The following is an 18,666-nucleotide window of genomic DNA, read 5'->3' on the forward strand; positions in this document are numbered from 1 at the left end:
TGGTGCTGGCGTTTACGGACTCCGACGAACACCAACAACTCAGCCGTCCAGACGTGGATAATTATCTGGATCCAGCCAACCTGATAGGCGTTGAAACGGACCTTGAGTCCTACCTGTTCGGCTAGGGCTATGGACTAACCCAACGGCACCGCAACTAAGTAAGTGGCGGTGCCGATTTCCTCCCGTCGCTCAATACATGCAGTTTTTTTGAGAGCCAAGTGGCTTGGTGAGGTAATAAAAAAGCTTCCCCTACTCAAACTCAGAGCTTATGGGGAAGCTTTTTTGATACTCAATCCTAATGGGCTACAAATCTATCCTTAAGCCACTAGCAATTCTTGGTGAAGAGGCTCAGAGGTGCCAATAATGGGCGTACTTTCCATCAGCGTATCCAGCCCTGCGACTATCTCGCCTTGATGAGACTCTTCACCCTCGCCTGCCCATTCGATCTCTTCAGCGTAAATCTCGTCAAATTCAATTCGCTCACCGCGCTCAGGTATCAGTGTTGCCAAAGCAGGATCAATGCTATCAAAACTGTTTTGCCCCATAGCCTCTACAACGCCTAGCATACTCAGTACGCCCTCAAGTACTATGGCACTAGAAACCGCATCAAAATCTAGCTCTAGCCCTTCCAGCGCTTTTAAGCTCAGCTCTTCCAGGCCCCGTTGCTCAATGAGGAGCGTAGGCACACCATCAATAGCAATTCCATTGCGTGCTATTTGTGGCGTGTCGCCACCGGGAAACAGTGACAAGTAGCCATAATCAAAATCATCGAGCCCTTGTGATATAGCTACCGCCGCTTGCTGTGCTGTTGCGGTAATGGTGGGATCGACGTCATCATTGGTTGGCCACAAGACTGACATCGTGTCGAGCTTGCCTGACTCGTTGATGTAGTTATTTTGGTTATGGTAATCAAGAATTAATTCAGGTTGAATCGCTTCGACCACCTGCCTAACAGCGGTGGTTTCTGGGATTAATGATGCATCAATCACTTCACTAGAATCCCAGGTACGGTTGAGGTCAATGTCCTCGGAGTTACGACGGGGATCGATGGTTGTTTCAGGGTCTAATTCACCTGCAACGAGCCCCTCCCAGCGCTCAAAACCGTCAGGGTTTACTCGTGGCATCACGGTTAACGTCACTTGCTCACGCAATGCTTGAGCAGCTTCACTGTCACCGCTCAGCCACTCTAGAAAATGCATGGCCGCCTCTGTCCCAGTTGGTTCATCACCATGCTGTTGGGTCACGATCATTAATTGGCGCGCCCCTTCGCCTACCGTGGCACTATATAAGGGCCTGCCTTCCAGCGACTCACCCGCCTGCTCTAAGCTCAACGTATCATAGGTGGCATCTAACGCTTCCAGGTCTTGATAAAGCTGTTCATTGCTGCGAAAGCCATCCTGCACAAGAGAGCGTTCTGCATCGTAACTATCAGCATCAACACTGGACGAATAAAAATTAGCAATAGAGGCATAGGCCTCGAGCGCCTCTGCATCTGTCGGGCTAGCGCCCCCAATTAGAGCCTGTAACAGCGCTTGGGGAGAGAGCCCAGCACTAGCCTGCTCCGACCAATATTCAATACCCTCTGCCTCTGCTTCACGAGCAAACAGGCTTTGATAAACTTCGTTTATCCACTCATTATCTTCCAGCCCTGACAGTTCAATGCGCCTTGCCTGGAACTCTTCAGACTGCAACATAAACGCCGACACACCATCCATATCCACTGAGCCGCTTTCTACCTGCTCTAGCCAATAATTAAACCCGTCTGGATCAGCCGCGCGCCCTAGGACACCCAAATAAAGAGTTTGTAGATTTTTTTCAATGGAAAGAGTTGTCATCATTAATGCCTCCAGGCATCACTACATATCGTTCCCTGTATCGCCGGTGGAGCGTCATTAGCGAAGCTGAAAATAGGCAGCTACCGCTAGTCACAGCACTTTACTAAGCACCTTTATATTTTTCACGCAGAAGGCTGAAAGTGACAGCCATCCTTTTCACACCCCTTTAAGGAATAGAGACAAGCACCCTATTTGTCAATATTCACCCTGGGCTTATGTGCTGGCTAAGTCATCGTCAGAGACCTCTATGCTCCAGCACGAGTATTTCTATCCTCTTTTTCATTACAGTATGGCTGGCTTCCACCTACCCAGAAGCACAATAAAAAAGCCAGTCAACATTAGCTGACTGGCTTGTAGATCAAGATGGCCATACCTGACCAATGTCTTCTTTTAGTGTGTCTTTTGCTCAGGAAGCTCATCTTTTAGCGCACGCGCGTAGGCTGTACGAGCCGTTTGGGCGATAGCTAACTGCTGATTCAAACGTTGAATTTCTTGATCAGTCACGCGCAGGTTGAGTAGCTGATTACGTGCATTTTCAGATAGATCTGACACATTGAATTCACTGCCGTCGATAGTAACGGTTTGTGCTTTATCCTTCGCCATACAAAGCTCCTTAGGGTAATACAAATTAGCGGTGAATTATTGCAGCTACGCGCATAAATGTCGAAGCGGTGTGCACCTAACAAACCTTCTACTACGCTGCTTTGGTATCAAGCGCTGTCAACAGCCCATCAATATCGGCCGTAGCTGGCAACGCCTGAGATGGGCGACTAGGGTGGCGTAGCGAAAATTCTTTTAGCGTTTTAGCAGGCAGTGCGGCATCCAGCGTTGGCACGCCGACTTGCCAGACCAAATGCCTTTTGGTTGAGTGAGTGTCCTCCTCAACCACTCCCCAACCCACTACCCCATGACCTTTCACGTAGCATAGTACTCGATCATCTTGCCGGTAATCGTTAGTCGATTCAAAATCGCTCAGGCGAAATGTAGCCATTCTGATGGGCCAATGCTTTTGCGCCCATTCTTTTGAAACGCTTTGCCAGAAGTATCGGGGGGATTCGGATACCGAAGGCTGTCGATGAGGATCTGGCAACGCGCTTGCCAACAGTAATTGATAATGCTTGCGAGCAACATGGTGATGCGCCAGCCGTTGATGGAGCTCTGCAATGTGCGCATCTACAAGGCCTAAATTGATCAGCTGTTTTCGCGCTTTGGCACTTAATGCCCACGTGGGGTAGCGACGCCCTTCAATAACGATACTTTTCGGTAATTTCGCCATCACTTCCCAATCTCGTCGCTTAAAATCAACGCGGCATTGTACTCAATTCAATCAGCACGGTAAAAAGATTCGTCCTGCGCCTCTGGCGTTAGTCAGTCGGATTCATTCAGTCGCTATGTTTTCTAGCCCAGCAGGTATGTCTCGATATCTTCCGGCACCCCAATAAGACCCTGCTCGTAATGCTGTTGAACATATGCATCAACATTAGCTTGAGTTGCATTGATGTATTCATCAGAATTCGTAAACGCTAACACCAAATCCCCCCCATCAAATGCCTCTTTTTGTAGTTGCGTCTGCCAATAGACGGCTCCCTCTGCATCTGGGGCACGTCCTAAAACCTGCTCATAGAGAGAGTCGATCAGCACCTCTGCCGTCGTCTCAGTTTGGCTATCCAAAAACTCACTGCTTGCAAAGAAGTCTGCAGCGGTAGACGTAAGTGATTTGCCACCTGCTAACGCTTCAAGCCAATAGTCGAAGCCTTCCTCATCAGGTTCTCTCCCTAGCACACCGGTATACAAACGTACCAATGCAGTAGCCAATTCCTCCTCAGCTGCCGTCGGCCGACTGTCAAACCCAAGCGCTTCTGGGTCTAAAGCCTGCAAATCAACGCCCCACATTAACAGCTTTGCCCCCTGAACCAGAGAGTAGCTACTGGTCACATACTCTGCCGAGTTGGTAAACGCTAACGCAATGTCTGCCAGCTCTACTTGCCCCCCTGCGAGCTGCTCTAACCAGTATGCCTGACCCGCTGAATCCGGATCGCGGCCAAGGACACTGTTATAAAGCGCCTCAATACGCCCCTGCATTCCACCGCCTAGCTGGTCTGACAAGTAGGTAAACTCTTCCGATACCACAAAGCTATCCGCCAAAACGCGTAAACTACTCCCCGCATTGAATTGTGATACCCAATACTCAACACCTTCTTTATCCGGCTCTCGCCCTAGCAGACCTGTATAGAGTCGTAGCACTGGATCGATAGTGCTTTCTAAACCAGGGTAGCGAAGTAGTTCATCTCGACTTTGCAGCGCTTGATCAAGCGTCTCAGACCACTCCCAACCCGCTGCAGCTAGCAGGGATTCAAACGTCTCCACATAAGACGCGCTATTCTCAACGTCTTGGCTTGGCAGTGGAGAAATCAAGCTGTCATTATCTTTAATCCATTGATCAAGTGTTGCTAAGTGAGCACTCACGTCAGCCGCCCATTCATCAGTCGAAACGGCGCCTACTACCACTGGGCCGTCACTTGATGAGTACCATACTGGCCCACCGCTATTGCCAGGATTAATTTCAAAGTTCTTGAGGTCTATTAAGTCATAACCAGACATAAGTGTTGTGGCACTATTGTCTTCCATAAGCCTTGGGCCACTGGCATCACGATATACACCGGGATAACCTGTCACACGATAGGTCTCTCCAGAGGCATAATCCCCCAATGAAAACCAACCAATATCATCACCAATGGCATCGCCTAACGAGACTAAAGCAAGGTCATACTCGCTTTCGGACGGTGACAAAAACCCTGGTTCTTCAACATCTAACTCATAATAATTAAGCCCAGCCGCTTGAAAGGTGCCATAAGGACGTGCCCCACCATCGCGGCCAAACTCCACTTCTACATCAGTAGCAGCCCCCAATACGGGATCATAAAGCACATGGGCAGCCGTCAGTACATCGTTACGACCGACCAACGTACCCGAGCCTGAGACCCGTGTACCATCATGAAAGGTAGCTTCTAAGTAAGCCACGGCTGAGAAAGGAAAGGTATTGCTATCAGTACCAACATAACGGGTCATGGATAAACCTCTTTAACAAGCCAGTAATGGCTTACCTTATAAAGCAACATTGGACTGCTAAGAATATTTTCTACTCTGCGAGATGCCGCCTCATAACTTTTCGTTAAAAGCCAATAAAATTTTTCTGATATTCTCGGAATGAGCTTAATTATTCACCGCAACCCAATTATGCTGTTATCCCGTGCTGGGCATTACCAACATTGTATCTTTGCGTGTCTGTAATTGACAAAACGTTAGCTGTATAGCATACATTGTTTGAATGTCTAATAAGTAAACTCAAACAATGCAGAAACAAGCGCATGCAATTAAATTACTATCCAAAATCGAATTGCAGATCATCGCTATCGTCTGCAAATAATTCATCGACTGATTCAGTCATGCCTATTTTGGCATGCAGTGCAGCACGCTGTGCCAACTGGTCATGCTGCGCCATGGAAAACATCTGACCATAGGCTACCGCCAAAGGCACTCCCTGCAGTTGATGCAACTGCTGCGCTGTCAATCTATTCAGGGCCTCCTCTTCGACTTTATAAAGCCCTTTAATGCCTGGCCCGTCTTCAGTAGTTTGCCATGGCTTCAAGATGCCCTGCTCAGCAAGTGTCTGGCAGGCAGTGTCAGTAAGGCGGCGGTTCTTGGCGCACTCACCAACGAAGTCGAGTTGCTGCCTTACCGACTCTGTCAGCTCTCCCTGCTCATCGAACAGTGGCTCCCCCCCCTGTTGCAACAGATGATCGGCATGGACTTGCAGCACCATTTCATCTGAGTCCTGCCGCCTCGCTACTGCAAAAGGATAACCACGAAAATGGGCGGGAACATACGTCCCTAGCCAACGACCATCCTCGGGGTGGATATAGTGGTGTGAATGCGCTGCTCGACCAAGCAACGCAACAAGATGATAGCGCTCTTCACGCTTAATAAAACCCATAACGAACTGCGTCAAAGCCTGTCGCAGTTCTCCTGCCAGAATCGGTGCTACTGCCTGATCCGCGGTGAACCGATAGTTCTGGCGCGGCGAATAACGCATGGATGCATGCTGTTGACGCGATAAAGTAACCCAATTTGACATGCTATCTCCTTTACAAGAAAACCCCGATCCAAGGATCGGGGTTCAGTTTATCCCATACGTATATCAACAAAGATATAACGTTTAGGAACCAGATGTCGGTACAAGACCGACACCTGGAGTGCGTCCGCTATTACGCAAGGTTAACAGCAGAAGCATCGATTTCGTTACCGAAATCAACGATACCAACCAGCGACGCATCAGTGAACTCGTTGGCGGTATTGGCGTCGTTGACACCAGAACCGGTCAGTTCGAACACTTTGTATTCGCCAGCGTTGTTATCGTTCTCGATCATCACTACAGATTTAACGGTATTGCCAACAAGGTCAGCTACATTGGCAGATACGTCGAGAGTACCGTCGACGATGCTGCCGTAACCAGCGTTGTTGCCGTTTTGGATAGCAGCCAACAGATTTTCTGCTGTCAAGCCACCCCAAGTCTCATCTGCAGCATTACCAGTACCAGCAGCAAAGTCGTTGATGGTGATAACGTTGTTAGCAGTAACGGTAGTTCCACCGTTAACGCCAGTTGTCGGGAACGTATCACGCGACTCTGCAGAAGTGCTGCCTTGGAATTCTTCGTTGCCTAAGTAGGCAGTGAAGTCCAGAGTATCAGCGCCAGTGCTAGTGCCGTCGGCGTCGAAGTTAACAACGGTGTTACGATCGAAGTTATCTTCAAATACGATGGTTTCGTTGCTGACATCGTTAGTTGACAGAACGATAACATCGCCGCCAGAACCAGCATTGATTTCGTTGCCGGTGTTGTCAGCAGTAGAGGCTGTACCAGTATATGTGTCAGCCTGAACGCCACCACCAGTACCGATACCGTTAATACCGTGAGCAGCGCTGGTAGAGCCATTCAATACGGCTTGCAGGTTAGCGTCAGTGCCGTCGAAGTTAGAGTCATTAGACTCTTCACGGATGGCGGACTCGAGACGACCTTTAGCCGAATCACTCATGCCGCTTACGCCAGCAGGTGACAAGGTGATTTGCAGATCATCGGCTTCAAACTGGCCATCAACCTGTGAACGGATCACGAGGCTGTTGTCTGGGCCGTTTTCAGCAACCAGCAGCTTGCTAAGCACTTTATGGTTGTTAACAACCTGTGCAATTGCAGCATTGATATCACGCTGATCACCGAAGACGCGGTCACCCAGGATATCGTTCAGGTTGATGATACCTTCGAAACCATTGTCGAAAGAATCAGCTGCAGCAGAAGTTACTGCACCACCAAGGCTAGCACCGGCCAGTGTTACAGTCAGCTGAGCGCCGTAAAGCACAGCAGGAATATCGTTGCCAGCAGGTGTGGTTTGACCAGAGGAAAGGCCAGCCGCATTGCCGCGTAGGTCATCAAATGCAGTGTTCTGAGTGTTAACCAACCAAGTGGCACCCAAATCGCTGTTCATTTGAGACAAACCGCTGTTGTCGCTGTAGATGGTGTCGTTGCCAGCACCAGTGCTGATCAATACACCGCCTGCGCCTTCAGTCCAAACAACGTCATCGCCTTCACCAGTGTTGATCACAACGTTGTGTTGCAGATCTTGCTGGTTAGGCAGACTGAAGTCGTCAGCGCCTTGAGCAATGGTGTGAACAGTATCGTTACCAGCACCTGTATTAATGCCCAGAGAGAAGCCGTTGAACTCAGCAGCTTTGTCGAGGGAGTAATCTACAGTGATGCTGTCGTTACTGGCACTGGTGTTATAGACGTGAGCCTTGTTTTCAGCGTTCGGCGCCCAGTCATTAGCAGTTGAATCCAAACCTGCTTGACCAGCTACAGAAAGGTTCTCGCCTGCAAAAGCAGTAGCGTCGAAGTTGTAGACATTGCCTACGTTTTCGATAGACAGGTCGCCTTCAGCAGCACCAGAAGTTACTTCGATCTGTTCGAAAGCAACAAGCTCAGATTGACCAGCTGCAGTCATGCCGTGAGCAGTAAGAACATTGTCTACCTTGCTGCTACGATCAACTTCCAGGTTCAGCTTCTCGATAACTTTCTGAGAGTTGGACATACCACCGATGATGGCATCGCCAGCTGTGGAGCCACGACCAGCGTTGTCGAGAATCAGGTTGGTTTCGATCAAGGTAGTGCTGACGTCCGGCTCAACCGGCTGTGCAGTACCGGCTACCAGGAATTCGTCGTCAACAGACTCAACGCTGTTGTAGTCGAAGCTAACGTCAGAGAATGCGTTACCTTCTGGATCGGTAACCAGGATTTCCTGGGCAGTGAACGGCAGGTTCACAGTGTTACCGGCTACAGTTACTTGGTTGTAAGGGTTAGCCAGTTCAACGTTGTAGCCATTAAGACCCAGCTCGTCCAACTGTGCTTTTACAGCTTCTTGCAAGCCAGCATAAGTACCGTCAGTAGAGCGCACGTCTTCTAGAACGTAGTCTTCACCGTCAACGCTGAAGCCGATAGTCAGTTCAACGTTAGTTAGCGGCGTCTCAGGCGTTGCGGTGGTTACGTCAGCAACGCGAACCATCAACTGAGAGTTGCTCTGCTGAGGACCTTCTTTGGTCAGCGAGTTGGTATCGAATGCAGCACGCAGGTCGGAATCAGTATCAACACTGCGCATACCAAAAGTGATGTCTTTGGTGACGGACAGTTTGCTACCCAGACGCACGTCATCAATGAAGAGACCTGAACGATCGCTGTTGTCAGACCAGAACTCTTCAACGCTGTCCATACGACCAGCATCCAGAACCACGCCATCCAATGCTTCGATGTGTGTTTCTTCGATGTTAGTAGTACGCGGCGCGACATATAAAGCATCAGTACCGAAATTAACGTCTCCAGCATCTACTTTCTGATCGTTAATCAGGCTAGCTTCAATCTTGTCGCGACCAGCGCCGCCGTCAAGAATGTCACCAGTAGACAGTGCGTTGGAAACGGCACCGTTCTGGTTTTGACCAACGAGACCCACAAAGGTGTCGTCTGCGTCAGTACCAGTTAAATTATCACGACCTTCAGTCAGGACGAACGTTTCGCCAGGATTAGAAGGCTCAGTCGGCTCTTCAGGTTCAGTCGGCTGAGGAATACCTGCAACAACTTCAGCGATGTCCAACTCGCCAAGGTCAGTGCTTGCGTCAATTCCGGCTAGGAATTCAGCAGCATAGTTATCAGCTGCGGTGCCTGACTGATCATCACCTGCCGCTTCGGTATAGAGGTCGGCTGCAGCAACTTTATTTGCCAGCGTATCGGCATCTGGCTCATCAGTGTTGGTTGCATTCTGTACGATGGTTAATGCAATGCTCGCCAAATCTTGCTCACCGCTTTCTAACTTCTCTACATAGAAAGCCAGGCCTTCAGCGTCAGCATCACGACCAAAAGACTGCTGATAAATGCCGTTTACCAGTTCTTCGTTTTCAAGGTCGCCAAAACGAGTGGTGTACTCTTCGGAAGTACCGAAAGCACCAACAACTGCTTGCGCGCCGCGGGCTTCAATTTCCTCTGCCCAGAATTCTAGACCCTCTGCATCAGCAGGGCGGCCATAATAGGCTACGTATAATTGTTGAGCCAGATTCAAATTCTCTTGTGTTGCCATGGGACTATAGTCTCCTTGCTTAAGAAAGATACCACCTACAAAGGCGGCTCTTATCACCTTGAGCGCTCAAGGTATTTTTAGGTTCCTTAAATAGCATAGTTTTCAGCGTACTGACTAAGCAGATTGGCTGATCCTCCTACACTACTAACATCAACTGGAACACGCCTAATGTAATGTCACACATCAAGATAAGTCAATTGCTGTGACCGTGGCAAGGTTGCAAAAGCAACACAGGCTACCCGCGTGAACACCTACTACAATAAGCACTCAACGTCAAAACCTACTACAGGGAACCCGTTTTAGGTTTTCGCGCTAACGTCGAGCCAGCTGTGTCAGAACCCTCGCGTGGAGTTTTTTACTAAACTCCACGTTTTCGAACACTGATCGCTAATAATCAGTATAAAGCGATGCGAGCAATTCTTGCAATACTTAGATTGAGAAGGCGCCCTCTTTAACTTGGTGCATAAACTCGTCTCAAAATAGCTACTTGAGCCTTTAGGTCAAATTCCGCTGGGCGTTTTATTGCTTTTTTTTGACAAATAACTGACCCAACGCAACCACTGCTGCGGTATCGAGCTACCGATCCAGTTCTCGCTTTGAGCTCAGCGCCCAACCGTTTGTTCGCCCCATTTATTCACTGTATACCAGCTTTGTGACAACTTGATGCCAAGAAATTTTCTCCGCGTAATAGGCCTCACGGCCTTGCTTACCCATTTGCTTAGCCTGAGCGCGGTGTGCATAAGCATCATCCAACGCCGCAGCGAGTGCCTGAGGGCATGGTTCGCATTTCCAGCCTGTCACGCCGTGCTCAACAAATGCTGTGGGGCCACCACTATCAGTGCAGGTAATGACGGGCTTGGAGGCTAGCATTGCTTCTAATGTGACATAACCATAATCTTCATCAAAGGGAGGAAACGCTACTGCTAACGCATGGGCGTATAGTGTGCGCTTCTCCTGCTCGGAAATATGCCCTAATAGCCGCACTCGGTTACCCAAACCTAAGCGCTCAATCAGTTCTTCAAGCTGGCGACGCTGACTGCCTTCACCGGTGAGCAATAACTTTATGGGCGTCCGGGTGTTCGCCATGGCCTCTATCAATAGCATCTGACGTTTCAGCGGCTCCAGTCGGCTAGGGTAAAATGCATAGCCCCAGTCATCACCGCAGGTAAAGTGTTCAGCTTGGTGAGGAGGATGGTACAACGGTTCCGCCATTAAGCCGTTATAATAGTGCAAGCGTTCGGCCACACGGGGGGAGTTGGCAAACAGGTGTTTGGCCCCACTAAGGTGGCGCCGGTCAAACGCTTCTACCTGGGGTTTTAATGCGGCCAGTGCGGGACTTGCCTGCTTGGGGTCGTAAAGCTCATAGCAAACACGGTGCTGATGCATTAACCAAACCACATGTGCGGGGTGGTGTAAGCCATAGGTAGGAAATTGCAGGCTGATAACACGATCAACCAACACGTCGTTTGGAGCAGTAAGGTCGAGTTGCTCAGCAAACATCATTTGGCGTTCAATCTGTGTTTCGCCATAGTGAAACGGTAGGCGTAGGCATTCCACTTGGTGCCCATAACGCCTTAGCGCCGCCACTAATCCTTCCACATGATAGTTGGCACCGCCGGCGATAAAAGGCGTATGGTTAGCTGTCACGAGTAGCTTCACGGTGCTTCCTTGTGGTTGGCCTTTAACCCTCGTAGAGCATCGCGCAACAGTTTAATCATGGCAGCAGCCTGTTCGTCGCTTAGCCATTTAATCGGTGGCTTTGCTTGCGATGATGCCGCTTGTGATAATGATGCTCCCGGTCGTGAAGTATCTGGCAGTGCAATGCCTAGAGTCATCATTTTTTGTTGTATATCAGCCATTTCAGTGAGCGTTATAGCTAACGCTTGATACTCCTCACGGCGCTGCCCTTGATGAACTAAAATATCATAAAATTCGCCCTCTTCTTTCCAGCGTTGTTGATAACGGCGCCACAGTAAGTTGACAATCACTTTCCACCCCCACAACCCCCTACGGCAAACGCCAGACAGCGCCGTTAACCGCCGATGCCAGCGGTTGAGCCGGAGCAGTCCACGGGGCAACTCTAGCCGCTCCTGCTTTATGTAGTCTTGGGTTTCAGTCGCTTGCAGCAGAATCATTAACGTGGCAACTCGACCTTCACGGGCTGCAAGCTCGCTATGATAACGAGCCCCTTGCTGGTCTGGCATACGCCCCATTAGGAAGCTATAGGCGCGTTCGACAAATGCCTGGTCATCTAGATGAGCACTCAATAGCTCGGCTAGGCGCGGCGCACGAGGATCGTAAAGTCGATGTTGTTGTGTTTGCAAAATAGGCACAAGGCGCTGCTGCCATAACCAGAGCCAGCTTTCAATTGCCAGCGAATCTTGTGTATCCGCCAACATCGCTTGATCTTTGAGACGCTTAACCAACGTGTCTATATCCTGCTCAACATTTGTCATGCTGGCGGCCTATTTCAAAAGCGCAGTCTAGGCGACACATACCTGAAAACTTGCTGAACCGGTAGCCCGCCACTTCAAAGGTATCGAGACTGTCATGCCACCAGTAACAGTTTTCCAGGTGGTGGTCGCTTGAATGAAGTGCGGCAGAGAGGGTGTACTTGCCGGGTGCGATGTTGGCCTTAATACGCACTACTACATCGAGCTCCTCACCTTCACTCATGACCAGCGTTTGCTTGTGCTGATGGGTATTTTGGCCGAACACATCCTGCCCGTACCGATCGCGCAACAGTACTCCAAGGGCGATGTCATCAAGTGCAGCGCTGGCCTTTAAGCGCAAATGAATTTCCAGTGTTTCGCCACTAGCAAGCATTGAGCTTTGGCTATCTTGCCCCTGTACATGGCAGTGGGTTACCACGACTTCTTGGGTACCGAAGGCACCGGATTCACCTTCTCGCAGGTCATCGCCTTCTGCCTGCTCGGCCATAATTCGGTTGTAATGATTAACAGCGCCTTCCGGGTCGCCGTTATGAATTAAACGCCCTCCTTCTAATACAATCGCGCGGTCGCAAAGTACTTTGACTGCATTGAGGTCGTGGGACACAAACATTATAGCGCCGCCCTCTTGCTTAAATTGGCGGATACGCTGAATGCACTTTTGTTGAAAGTAGCCATCTCCAACCGAAAGCGCTTCATCGACTAAAAAGCAGGCGGGATCGGCGTGAATGGCAATGGCAAAGCCTAGCCGCATGACCATGCCGGAGGAGTATGTCCGCAGTGGTTCATGGATATACTCGCCTAGCTCACAGAACTCGATGATGGCGTCTCTGTGACGCTCGATGTCCCCATGCGTCATACCCAGCATCAGTGCATTGATAGTGATATTGTCGATGCCGCTGAGCTCTGAATTAAAGCCAGTACCAAGCTCTAGAAGCCCGGTTACTCGACCATCGATCTGTAAGCTGCCTGCGTCAGGCATCAATACGCCAGTGAGCAGTTTTAGCAGCGTCGACTTGCCCGCGCCGTTGCGTCCTAATACGCCAAGCACTTCACCTTCTGCCACCTCGAAGCTGACGCCGTCCAAGGCGGTATGCTGGGTATGGTGACTCTTGCCAGTAAGGGCTTCTTTCAAGCGTTCGCGCGGTGAGGCAAACAATTTGAAGGATTTATGCAGGTCTTTAACAACAATCACTGTTATCTCCAGAAACGCTGCACGCGGCTAGCACACATGGCTAACACACGTCGCTAACTCAAGTACTTGTACACGTGCTATAGGCGTCGTCGTCAAAGCGAGTCGCGCAGGTCGCGCTCGGTGCGTTTTAGCAACCAAAATCCGACGTACAGTAACACAAGTGTTACCGCTAGCATGGCCAGCAGCCCGGTAGCCCCAGGAAGACGCTGGTATAAAATCAGCTCTCGATAGGCATCAATAAACTGAAACATGGGATTCAAGCTGATCAGCCCCAGCGCCCAGTCAGGTATAATGTCGTCAACGTAAACAATCGGTGTCAGCCAGAACCATACCGGCAGTAACACCGCAACGCCTTCGCGAATATCTTTTAAATACACGGCGAGAATTGCCAGCGAAAAGCCGAGCGCATAGGTAAATGCCAGTTGTAGGGTGAGTACCACGGGTATTGCCAGCCAGTGCCAATCGATGGGAAAACCGATCATTAGCAGGAATACCGCGAAGAATCCCATGCTGATCAGGTAAACAACAATTTCAGCCAATAGTACCGAGAGCGGCAGCGCGGCTAGCGATGTATTCACTTTGGTGATCATGCCCGCGCGTTCGATAAATAGGTTGGTTATGGTGCTTAGGCTTTTGGCGAAGGCGGTCCAGGCGAGAATGCCGCTGATCAGATAGATACTGTAGGTGAAGCGTTCCACCTCGGCACCAAAGCCTTCAAGCCGTGCGCCCATAATGGCAGAAAAAATCAGCACAAAGACCAAAATATTTATTAGCGGTGAGAGCAGCGTCCAGATTCGTCCCAGCACCGAGCCTTTGTGGCGATCCACCAGCTCTTGGCGGGTTAGCAGAATAATCAGTGGTAAATGCTGCCGCCACCAGCTCAGGGTTTGACGTACTCGTTTTTTCAATAACGGACGCATCTCGCGGTTACCTGGCAATGCCATGGGCATGGCTCCTTGGATAGGTCGCTGTGTTTTCTGACGAACATTGTTCGGTTAATAATTGGTCTCCAAGCACCGCAGCTAACCACTGCTCGCTGCTTTGCTGCCAGCCGAGATAAGGCATGCCATCAGAAGCAATCGTATGACCTTCCCGCCAGTCGCTAGCCCAGTCTTGCAGCGCCTGCGCTAGCGCTTGAGGTGTATCGGCGTCGAAGTAAGTCGCATAGTCACCCGCGACCTCGCGGAAAACCGGAATATCTCGGGCGAAAATAGCAATACCCTGGCGAGCAGCCTCAATCAGTGGCAGCCCAAACCCTTCACCGTAAGAGGCTGCCACAAGCACATCGCTTCGCCGATAGAGCTCTTCCAGCAGCGTATCGCTGGCACCTTCCGCCCAAAACAGCTGCTGGCCACGCCTCGGATGCCGTTTGATGCGGCGAATCAGGCCTTCTACCTGCCAGCCTTGCTTGCCCACCACCACCAGATTAATATCAGTGCATTCCGCCCAGCATTGCTCCATCGCGTCTAGCACTTGTTGATGCCCCTTGCGCGGTTCAATGGTGCCCACCATTAATAGGATCGGCCCACGACACCTGGCCAGCGGTTGCAACCATTGTTGCTCTGCTGTGCTTAATACCGCGCTCGTAGGTGGTTGAAAATCGGCTCCAAGGTGGAAGTGCTTGACCCAGGGCCGCTGCCCTTCCTGAAAGCCCTGCCGATCGAGCGCAGCATCAACTTCCTCGGCTACTTGGCGAGAGACACAAGTAATGCCATCTGCCAGCTCACTGACCGATGTAAACCATTCCTTCATCGTCGCTGGAATATGTTCAGGGAAACATGCAGGCAGTGATAAAGGCAGTAAATCATGCACAGTAAAATAAAACCTAACGCCGCTGGCACGCATTCGGCGCATAATGTGACCTGCTTGCTTGAGTAGCGGCGGCGCCCACTCCAAGGACACATAGCGATCGCCGGGGCGTGCTTCTACTGGCACATCGGGGCCCGGTGGCGCTAGTCCTAAGTGTTGGCTGGCAAAACCGCGGGCAAGATAGAAATCATCCCCCCCCCAGCGAATCAGCTCTATCCGCCAACCGGCAGGTGGGTAACGAAGAAGATAGTCGGCTACTCGGCGGGTAACGCGCTCAATCCCGGTTTTAAGGTCTTCCCAGGCAATAGTGCTAACATCAAACAGTAGCCGCGGTGCGTTTTCATCGGGTGTGGTATCCACCTCGCTTAGCACTTTTGTTAGTCGCTTGGCAGACTCAGCCTCTTGCAACTTGTCACTTAGCGGCTCGTGCGCTGCCAGTTGGTCAAGAAATCGTTCGTACTGGTAACGGGGCGCGATCAGTGGTGCCTCCAAAATCGCATGCCGATACTGCTCGGCCACCCGCTCTGGTGCCAGCATGGTGGTCACGTAAGCCCGCCCTGCCTGTCCCAGCCGTTCACGCTCGTCATCATCAGCAATTAGCTGACAAAGAGCTTGACGCAGCGGTGCTAACAGTTGCTGCTCGGGGTCATCGGCCAACTGCCAATGACTTTGCGAGGGCAGTTCCGCACTGCTGCCATGGGCGTTGGCAATCACTGCTAGTCCATGGGCCATCGCATCAATAATAGCGCCTGATGTCTCACCACGAGACTGGGTGCGTAGCTGTACGGCGATATCGGCGGCTTGCAGCCAACGCTGGTATTCCTGGCGAGAAGCATAGCCAGTGACAGTCACTTGGCAACCAAAGGGATGGCGCTTAATCCGACGCGCTAGCGTATGGCCGTACTCACCGCTGTGCTGCGCACCTACCAAGACCAGTCGCACCGGCTGGCTCGTGGCATTGACTAACGGCGGCTCGCTCTCTTCGAGATCACCTAAAAAGGCGTCCAGTAAAAGATGGGACAGTTTTTTGGGGTTAATGCCGCCGAAACTGGCAATGACTCGCTCATTGCTGGCGATTCCCAGCACCTTGCGAGCAGCCTGCTTGTCAAAGGGGGCTGGGAGTTGGCGTAAATGCGGAATTAAATACGTTGGGCCGGCTTGCCCTTGCTGCCACCGTTCGGCCAATGAGCGGGCAAAGGCGGAGTGGTAAATCAAACCACCTGCTGGGCGAGTTACCATACCATTCACTGGGTATTGCTCCGCTCCACGCGCGTTTTGTGCCGCCTCGGCATGTGCCAGCAGTGCCGAGTAGCCGTGATCAATATAAAGCTGCTGTACTAGCGCGTCAGGCTTCAAACCGCTTTCGTTAAGCCACCAAACAGCATCAAACAGGAAGTAATCGTGCAAGACCACAATCCCAGGATGCCGCTGTAGCAAACCGAATTGGTAGGCATGGTAAAGTGAATTCCCCACCTGATAAAGGGTGTAATCGAAGGATTCAGCTCGCTGCAGAAAAGTGTCAGCATTGATACATTCAAAAACACTGCTTAGCTCGCGATCTACTTCGGGCTGATCAACTACCAGCGTAATAGTAAAATGCGTGGCTAGATAAGGTAGTAATTCTGCACTGTAGTTGGCGATGCCCGTTGTTTGAGGCGGCAGTGGCGAAATAAAGGCCAGTGTCGGTTTGTCAGCATCAATACTTGAAGGCGTAGACGTCAGTTCGAGCGTCAGTCGCCTTTCACCCGTGGCAATATCGATTACCGCTGAGGGCATCAACGCATTAATCATATGCTGTACAACGATATCAGGCAAAGCGGCACTCACCGATGCCAGCGTTTCTTCCTGGTCGGGCAACAGCGTGTGACACTTTCTAGGCGCCACGCCGAGGCGAAACAGATGGCGGTGGCAGGCAACCAGACTAACTTCATCAAAACCAAGCAGCAAAACGTGAGCGCTGCCAGCAGGATTATCTGGCGTGAAAACCTCTGATAATGCCGCCAGCCAATCCTCTAGCTGGTTGAACTGTGATTTCTTACGGGCATCAACTATATAAAGGGTATCGTTATTCATGCAGATGCGGCTTCCTACGCTGTTCCAACCCGTCCATTAAACGCTGTTGACGTTCTCCATAGCCTTCGGTGCGATTTGGCGTTACTCCACCTCCGAATGTACCTGCCTGGACTAGACGAATCACCCAGCCTTTTAGCTTTGGAAAGGGCTGAAGTATGCGCTGCCCCAAGCGCCTAATTAGTGGATAGCTGATCAGTTTTTTCACTACGGGGCGCAGCACTCGTTTGACGGCAATCTGAATCACACGTCACTCCTTGGTAATAAGGTACGTTTCAGCGGTACTTCTTGGACGTTTAGTTGAGCTTTTCACTCACGAGTGTTTCCAGACGCTGGGTAAACACGGCATTGCTGAATGCCTCAGCTTGGAGGCGGCAAGCCTGCGGCGAGAATTCGTGCGCCTCAAATGCCTCGATAGCCGCGCTTAGGCTCGCTACAGTTTGCTCAGTAAAGTAAACACCGGTGGCTTGCTGGTGATGCTCCAAACCTTTGACAGTTTCAAGAGCGCCTCCATGCCCATAAGCAATGACCGGCGTACCGCAGGCTTGAGCTTCCAGTGGCACAATACCAAAGTCCTCATCAGCAGCGAATACAAAGGCCTGGGCGCGTTGCATAAGCTGATGCAGCTTTTCCCCCTGCAGGTAGCCTATAAGCTCAATGTGCGGGCTTCCTTCTGCCAGCCGTTTTAAGCGCTGAAACTCAGGTCCGTCACCAACCACTTTCAGTTGGCGTTTTAATGGATCCTGGGCAAAGGCTTGTATGATCAAATCCATGCGTTTATAAGGCACAAGCCGTGATGCCGCCAGGTAGTAGGGCTCCCTCTGGCCGATATGTAATGTAAAGCTGTCGGTGTCTACCGGTGGGTAGAGCACGTCTGCGTCGCGGCGGTAATACTTGGCAATACGCTGTGCGACGTTGTGGGAATTAGCTAGAAAGAAATCCACCTGGGTGGCCGTAAAGTAATCCCATTGGCGCAGGCGCTTGAGCGTTTTACGCACATACGCAGTCATGCCTGGCAATCGAAAGTGGCTATTTTCCAGGTAAGCTTCTTTCATATCCCAGGCGTAACGCATCGGCGTATGGCAATAGCAGATATGGGTTTGACCAGGATGTGTGATCACCCCTTTTGCCACTGCGTGGCTAGAGGAGATGACCAGATCAAAGCCGCGCAGGTCGAATTGCTCAATGGCATAGGGCATCAGTGGTAAACAATGGCGGTAAAAACGACTAATGAAGGGTAGGCGTTGGAGGCCGCTAGTATGAATACGGTGCTGGGTTAACCATGGGATGCTAGCGCGCTCAAGCGTATGCACTAAGGTGAATATTTCAGCTTGTGGGAAGACTTCTGCCAACCCTTTGAGCACTTTTTCAGCCCCACCATTAACCACCAACCAGTCATGTACAATGGCGACGCGAAGGTGCTGAAAACGTGTAGGGGCTACTTGCATGATGGACAGCTTTCCATGTCGAACGGAATAAAGCGCCATAGCTTAAAGTAAGCATGGCACTAGCTCCAGTGAATACGGCAAACAACCAGAGCTAGTGCCGTTGGTGATTTGCACATCGCTGTGTTGAGGACAGAGATCCTTGAGGGCGTTGTTAACGCGTTCTTGAGCGCTATTTTCACCGCCCTTGGG

At 50.9% G+C, this 18,666-nt stretch carries 13 protein-coding genes; all 13 read right to left on the reverse strand.

Annotation, left to right across the window (positions count from 1 at the left end):
* Positions 1-317: 317 nt before the first annotated feature.
* Complete coding sequence (locus tag ACW17M_RS22250; RefSeq protein WP_009288104.1) at positions 318-1,838, reverse strand: M14 family zinc carboxypeptidase; 1,521 nt, start codon at positions 1,836-1,838, stop codon at positions 318-320.
* A 387-nt stretch (positions 1,839-2,225) separates the two neighbouring features.
* Positions 2,226-2,438, reverse strand: a complete 213-nt coding sequence (locus ACW17M_RS22255) for a DUF6447 family protein (RefSeq protein WP_022519984.1) — start codon at positions 2,436-2,438, stop codon at positions 2,226-2,228.
* Between the two features lie 91 nt (positions 2,439-2,529).
* Positions 2,530-3,111, reverse strand: coding sequence for a hypothetical protein (locus ACW17M_RS22260; RefSeq protein ID WP_022519985.1), 582 nt, complete (start codon positions 3,109-3,111; stop codon positions 2,530-2,532).
* Positions 3,112-3,233: 122 nt separating this feature from the next.
* Positions 3,234-4,904 carry a DUF4214 domain-containing protein gene (locus tag ACW17M_RS22265; protein ID WP_022519986.1) on the reverse strand — a complete coding sequence of 557 codons (1,671 nt, stop codon included), beginning with the start codon at positions 4,902-4,904 and terminating at the stop codon, positions 3,234-3,236.
* A gap of 313 nt (positions 4,905-5,217) precedes the next feature.
* Positions 5,218-5,970 carry a SapC family protein gene (locus ACW17M_RS22270; RefSeq protein WP_009288102.1) on the reverse strand — a complete coding sequence of 251 codons (753 nt, stop codon included), beginning with the start codon at positions 5,968-5,970 and terminating at the stop codon, positions 5,218-5,220.
* A 130-nt stretch (positions 5,971-6,100) separates the two neighbouring features.
* On the reverse strand, positions 6,101-9,505 hold the full coding sequence (locus tag ACW17M_RS22275; protein ID WP_457548109.1) for a DUF4214 domain-containing protein: 3,405 nt from the start codon (positions 9,503-9,505) through the stop codon (positions 6,101-6,103).
* A gap of 630 nt (positions 9,506-10,135) precedes the next feature.
* Complete coding sequence (locus tag ACW17M_RS22280; protein WP_230804594.1) at positions 10,136-11,164, reverse strand: glycosyltransferase family 4 protein; 1,029 nt, start codon at positions 11,162-11,164, stop codon at positions 10,136-10,138.
* On the reverse strand, positions 11,161-11,961 hold the full coding sequence (locus ACW17M_RS22285; RefSeq protein ID WP_009288100.1) for a hypothetical protein: 801 nt from the start codon (positions 11,959-11,961) through the stop codon (positions 11,161-11,163). The genes ACW17M_RS22280 and ACW17M_RS22285 overlap by 4 nt, the downstream gene beginning before the upstream one ends.
* Positions 11,948-13,150: an ABC transporter ATP-binding protein gene (locus ACW17M_RS22290; protein ID WP_009288099.1), complete on the reverse strand. Its 1,203-nt coding sequence runs from the start codon at positions 13,148-13,150 to the stop codon at positions 11,948-11,950. The genes ACW17M_RS22285 and ACW17M_RS22290 overlap by 14 nt, the downstream gene beginning before the upstream one ends.
* A 92-nt stretch (positions 13,151-13,242) precedes the next feature.
* A complete protein-coding gene (locus tag ACW17M_RS22295) occupies positions 13,243-14,094 on the reverse strand; it encodes an ABC transporter permease (protein WP_022519991.1) in 852 nt (283 codons plus the stop codon).
* Positions 14,078-17,032, reverse strand: coding sequence for a glycosyltransferase (locus tag ACW17M_RS22300; RefSeq protein ID WP_457548110.1), 2,955 nt, complete (start codon positions 17,030-17,032; stop codon positions 14,078-14,080). The genes ACW17M_RS22295 and ACW17M_RS22300 overlap by 17 nt, the downstream gene beginning before the upstream one ends.
* Entirely contained in the window at positions 17,025-17,276 is a 252-nt protein-coding gene (locus ACW17M_RS22305; protein ID WP_022519993.1) for a hypothetical protein, read from the reverse strand. Before ACW17M_RS22305 ends, ACW17M_RS22300 begins: the two co-directional genes overlap by 8 nt.
* A gap of 49 nt (positions 17,277-17,325) precedes the next feature.
* A complete protein-coding gene (locus ACW17M_RS22310; protein WP_457548111.1) occupies positions 17,326-18,477 on the reverse strand; it encodes a glycosyltransferase in 1,152 nt (383 codons plus the stop codon).
* Positions 18,478-18,666 lie beyond the last annotated feature (189 nt).

It is taken from the genome of Vreelandella sp. 2A-K22 (assembly GCF_054065485.1).

What these genes read in the sequence shown, in the direction of transcription:
- ACW17M_RS22270 (WP_009288102.1), bottom strand. Translation starts at nt 5,970, where the DNA reads ATGTCAAATTGGGTTACTTTATCGCGTCAACAGCATGCATCCATGCGT.
- ACW17M_RS22265 (WP_022519986.1), bottom strand. Translation starts at nt 4,904, where the DNA reads ATGACCCGTTATGTTGGTACTGATAGCAATACCTTTCCTTTCTCAGCC.
- ACW17M_RS22285 (WP_009288100.1), bottom strand. Translation starts at nt 11,961, where the DNA reads ATGACAAATGTTGAGCAGGATATAGACACGTTGGTTAAGCGTCTCAAA.
- ACW17M_RS22275 (WP_457548109.1), bottom strand. Translation starts at nt 9,505, where the DNA reads ATGGCAACACAAGAGAATTTGAATCTGGCTCAACAATTATACGTAGCC.
- ACW17M_RS22250 (WP_009288104.1), bottom strand. Translation starts at nt 1,838, where the DNA reads ATGATGACAACTCTTTCCATTGAAAAAAATCTACAAACTCTTTATTTG.
- ACW17M_RS22295 (WP_022519991.1), bottom strand. Translation starts at nt 14,094, where the DNA reads ATGGCATTGCCAGGTAACCGCGAGATGCGTCCGTTATTGAAAAAACGA.
- ACW17M_RS22300 (WP_457548110.1), bottom strand. Translation starts at nt 17,032, where the DNA reads ATGAATAACGATACCCTTTATATAGTTGATGCCCGTAAGAAATCACAG.
- ACW17M_RS22255 (WP_022519984.1), bottom strand. Translation starts at nt 2,438, where the DNA reads ATGGCGAAGGATAAAGCACAAACCGTTACTATCGACGGCAGTGAATTC.
- ACW17M_RS22310 (WP_457548111.1), bottom strand. Translation starts at nt 18,477, where the DNA reads ATGCAAGTAGCCCCTACACGTTTTCAGCACCTTCGCGTCGCCATTGTA.
- ACW17M_RS22260 (WP_022519985.1), bottom strand. Translation starts at nt 3,111, where the DNA reads ATGGCGAAATTACCGAAAAGTATCGTTATTGAAGGGCGTCGCTACCCC.